Annotated in this window: 3 protein-coding genes; all 3 read right to left on the bottom strand. The window is 70.8% G+C overall.

Annotated elements, in window-relative coordinates:
* Nucleotides 1–514, bottom strand: a 514-nt coding sequence (locus tag FV230_RS26695; protein ID WP_147844527.1) for a DUF1190 domain-containing protein, incomplete at its 3' end; no start/stop codon positions are given.
* A 185-nt stretch (nt 515–699) separates the two neighbouring features.
* The gene (locus FV230_RS26690) at nt 700–1,098 is read right to left on the bottom strand and encodes a DUF350 domain-containing protein (protein WP_147844526.1); all 399 of its coding nucleotides are present in this window, start codon (nt 1,096–1,098) and stop codon (nt 700–702) included.
* A 16-nt stretch (nt 1,099–1,114) separates the two neighbouring features.
* A complete protein-coding gene (locus FV230_RS26685) occupies nt 1,115–2,743 on the bottom strand; it encodes a CTP synthase (protein ID WP_147729175.1) in 1,629 nt (542 codons plus the stop codon).
* Nucleotides 2,744–2,974: the final 231 nt, after the last annotated feature.

Raw genomic sequence — 2,974 nt, 5'->3', positions numbered from 1 at the left:
AGGCGACGCGCGCGCGCGACGACGCACCGCCGCTTCCGGTGACGACGCGGCCGCCCCAGCTCGTGCAGTAGCCGCCCGATCCGGAATACGCCGCTTTGGCCTGGCCGGGGCGATGATCGTAGACGGGCTGCGGCTCGAGGGCCTGCTCGATCCGGCGGCCGATGACGTAGCCGGCCAGCATCAGCACGAAGCGGCCGGCCGCGCTCGTCGCCACGGCGGTTCCGTCGACGCAATGCCCGGTGCCGTGATGCCCCTCGCAATCGGCCAGGGAGAGGTAGCGCGGCGCCGCCTCCGGATAGGCCGCCAGCGCCGTGGCGTAGGTGCTCCGGCAATCGGTCTCCGTCCGAATGCCGCCGCGGATGCAGGCGTCGGGACCGCCGTAGACCAGGACATCCTCCTCGCGCTGCGAGGGATCGTACCGCCCGAGCGCGAGGGCCGTGGCGCCGGCGCCGGCGACGAGGACGAGCGCGACGGTGGTCGAGCGCTTCGAGGACCGTTCGATGGACGAGGCCATGATCGTTCGGACCGTCTCGGACGGCCCGGCTCCCAGGCGGCAGAACGCCGCGAGGCCCGGATGTAGGAACGCCGGCGGCCCTTGAGAAGATCGTCAAGCTTCGCCGGCCGGCCCCGCCGCGGCGCCCGATGCGCGATCCGCGACGCCTGGCGCCGCTCGCTCGGCGGATTTCGATCGCGGGCTCGTCAGTAGGTCATGGCCGCCGCATCGATCACGCCGCCGGCGAGCGACGCCGAGGCGAGCAGGATCGCCGCGGCGCCTTCGCCCGCCGCGATCCGCCGGGACAGGTCGGGCAGGACGATCCGGACCAGGAAGTAGATCAGGATCTGCACGACGAGGGCGACGAGGCCCCAGATCACGCAGTCGAGGGCCGATTGCGCGTTGTAGATCGCCACGGCCAGCGGCAGCGCGTAGCCGAGCAGGCTGCCGCCGAGCGCGGTGGCGGCGGCGACGTTGTTCGCCCGGATCAGCGCGATCTCGCGGTGCGCCGTCGCCGTCAGGTAGACGCCGAGGTAGAGCGCCACGAGCCCGCAGACGATGGCGCCGTAGCCGAGGAAGGCGGGCAGCCCCGAGATCGAGGTCATCGCGGGCGGTCCCGCCTCACACCAGGCGGCTCTGCTCGATCGCGGCGCCGACGAAGCCCTCGAACAGCGGATGCGGCGCGAAGGGACGCGACTTCAGCTCCGGGTGGAACTGCACGCCGATGAACCACGGGTGGCCGACATGCTCGACCGTCTCGGGCAGGAGCCCGTCCGGCGACAGGCCGGAGAAGCGCAGGCCCTTGGCCTCGAGCCGCTCGCGATAGGCCATGTTGACCTCGTAGCGGTGGCGGTGGCGCTCGGAGATGTGGGTGCTGCCGTAGATCCCGGCGATCTTCGTGTCGGGGTGCAGCGTCGCATCGTAGGCGCCGAGCCGCATGGTGCCGCCGAGGTCGCCGGCGGCCGCACGCTGCTCCAGCTCGTTGCCGCGCAGCCACTCGGTGAGCAGGCCGACCACCGGCTCGGCCGTGTCGCCGAACTCGGTCGAGTTCGCGTCCGGCACGCCGGCGAGCGACCGGGCCGCCTCGATCACCGCCATCTGCATGCCGAAGCAGATCCCGAAATACGGGATCTTCCGCTCGCGGGCGAAGCGCGCCGCGCGGATCTTGCCCTCCGCCCCCCGCTGGCCGAAGCCGCCGGGCACCAGGATGCCGTTGATGCCTTCGAGGAACGGGGCCGGGTCCTCGCGCTCGAACACCTCCGCCTCGATCCATTCGAGGTTGACGCGGCAGCGATGGCTGATGCCGCCGTGGATCAGCGCCTCGGTGAGCGACTTGTAGGCGTCCTTCAGGCCCGTGTACTTGCCGACGATGGCGATGGTGACCTCGCCCTCGGGGTTCTTCACCCGCTCGGAGATCGTGCGCCAGCGCGAGAGGTCCGGCTCGCCGTCGTGGGCGAGGCCGAAATGCGCGAGCACCTCGCGGTCGAGGCCGGCCTCGCGGTAGGAGAGCGGCACGTCGTAGATCGAGGCGACGTCGCGCGCCTCGATCACCGCGGTCTCGCGCACGTTGCAGAACAGCCCGAGCTTGCGCCGCTCGTCGGCGGGTATCGGCCGGTCGCACCGGCAGAGCAGGATGTCGGGCTGGATGCCGATCGAGCGCAGCTCCTTCACCGAGTGCTGCGTCGGCTTGGTCTTCAGCTCGCCGGCGGACGGGATGTAGGGCAGCAGCGTCAGGTGCACGAAGGCGGTAGAGCCGCGCGGCAGGTCGTTGCCGAGCTGGCGGATCGCCTCGAAGAACGGCAGGCCCTCGATGTCGCCGACCGTGCCGCCGATCTCGACGAGCACGAAATCGAAGGCGTCGTTGCCGTCGCGAACGAAGTCCTTGATCGCGTTGGTGACGTGCGGGATCACCTGGATCGTCGCGCCGAGGTAGTCGCCGCGGCGCTCTTTGGCGATGATGTCCTGGTAGATCCGGCCGGTGGTGATGTTGTCGGCGCGCGTCGCAGGGACGCCGGTGAAGCGCTCGTAATGCCCAAGGTCGAGGTCGGTCTCGGCGCCGTCGTCGGTGACGAAGACCTCGCCGTGCTGGGTCGGGCTCATCGTGCCCGGGTCGACGTTGAGGTAGGGGTCGAGCTTGCGCAGGCGGACCGAGTAGCCGCGCGCCTGGAGCAGCGCCGCGAGCGCCGCCGAGGCCAGACCCTTGCCGAGCGAGGAGACCACGCCGCCGGTGATGAAAACGTACCGCGTCATGGGCCTCGGTCCATAGAGAAGGCTGGGCGATTCGCCAAACGGCATGCCACCCGCACCGCGCGATTCCCACGGAATTCGCACAATGCTGGATTGGGCCGGCCTAGGGCGGGAGCGTTAAGTTTCCTTTGCCCGATCGAACGGCGCGGCTGCGTCGTTCCGATTCGATCGCGGCGTTCAACGCGACTGGGGCGCGTCCGGAACGGCCGGCTGGATCGGGGCCGGGGCCGGGGC

This window comes from Methylobacterium sp. WL6 (assembly GCF_008040095.1).
In the GTDB taxonomy this organism is placed as follows: Bacteria; Pseudomonadota; Alphaproteobacteria; order Rhizobiales; family Beijerinckiaceae; genus Methylobacterium.
The sequence above is the reverse complement of the archived record's forward strand: the minus strand, read 5'-3'. Positions and strand labels throughout refer to the sequence as shown.

Bases quoted from the DNA above. Each gene is read 5' to 3' on its own strand.
- FV230_RS26685 (WP_147729175.1), bottom strand. From the start codon at position 2,743: ATGACGCGGTACGTTTTCATCACCGGCGGCGTGGTCTCCTCGCTCGGC.
- FV230_RS26690 (WP_147844526.1), bottom strand. From the start codon at position 1,098: ATGACCTCGATCTCGGGGCTGCCCGCCTTCCTCGGCTACGGCGCCATC.